Origin of the sequence: Aequorivita xiaoshiensis, from assembly GCF_022008395.1 — a bacterium.
GTDB classification, from domain to species: Bacteria; Bacteroidota; Bacteroidia; order Flavobacteriales; family Flavobacteriaceae; genus Aequorivita; species Aequorivita xiaoshiensis.
Map to the genome: position 1 here is coordinate 1 of NZ_JAIRBB010000057.1, position 838 is coordinate 838.

1 protein-coding gene is annotated in these 838 nt (G+C 31.1%); it reads right to left on the minus strand.

Translation table 11 applies throughout. The annotated features are described in order from the left end of the window. Positions 1 to 242 precede the first annotated feature (242 nt). Positions 243 to 806, minus strand: coding sequence for a hypothetical protein (locus K8344_RS13950; protein WP_237609288.1), 564 nt, complete (start codon positions 804 to 806; stop codon positions 243 to 245). Positions 807 to 838 lie beyond the last annotated feature (32 nt).

An 838-nucleotide genomic window follows, 5' to 3' on the forward strand; every position in this document is an offset into this window, starting at 1 on the left:
AACGGTCTTGTATATGGCTCGTAGCGTGTAAATTAGCGATATTTTTTCGGATTAAGCACAAGCCAGATTTTTAAATTTTACTATTTATCTTTTTTATTGGAAATCGTCCACCGAAGGACTACTGCTACCAAAATATAAAATAAAAACTACAGTAAATTTAAAAATTTGGCGACTTTCCAAATATGCCTTAACTTCGTTTAAGCAACTAATTAGCTATGAGCTATATACGTTGTTGTAGCACGTTATTTTTTGCTATTATACAGTTCAATCGCTTTTAAATAATTCATTCCGCCACTTTTTGTTTGGTCGTTCAAAAACCCATTCAATTCAGGTTGATTTTTCACAATCCAATTTACAAGTTCATCTCTGTTTTTAACAAATTTCTCAACGTTAAACGAAGCAGAAGTTCTTTTGATATTCTTTATTTTATTATTCTCAAATTGTATGATTTCGTTTGTAACAATAGGTTCGTGATGAAGAAAGGAAATTCGCTTGTCCGTTTTTGAAATTTTAGCTTTTACAATTCCATTTTCTTTTTCGATTTTTAGTATTTTGTAAGTCGGTTGGAATACAGAATCCCACTTTACCCATTCAGCGTATTCATTTCCACTATATTTCTGCTCAAATCCGTCGTCAATGGTCGTAAATCTGTCGGTAATTAATTCAGTCGTTTCTAAAGGATTAGAATTGTCAATCGCAATGTAGAAATTTTTAGCAATTTCCAATTTGTCAGATTCCTTTTGAGGATTTTTACAGGAAAGGATTCCGATTGCTAAAAAGAATAAAAAAACTAATATTTTGTTCATTCGTATGTTGATTGGTTTAATGTGCTACAACG

Excerpts from the sequence above, each read along its gene's own strand:
- K8344_RS13950 (WP_237609288.1), bottom strand. The coding sequence starts at position 806 with ATGAACAAAATATTAGTTTTTTTATTCTTTTTAGCAATCGGAATCCTT.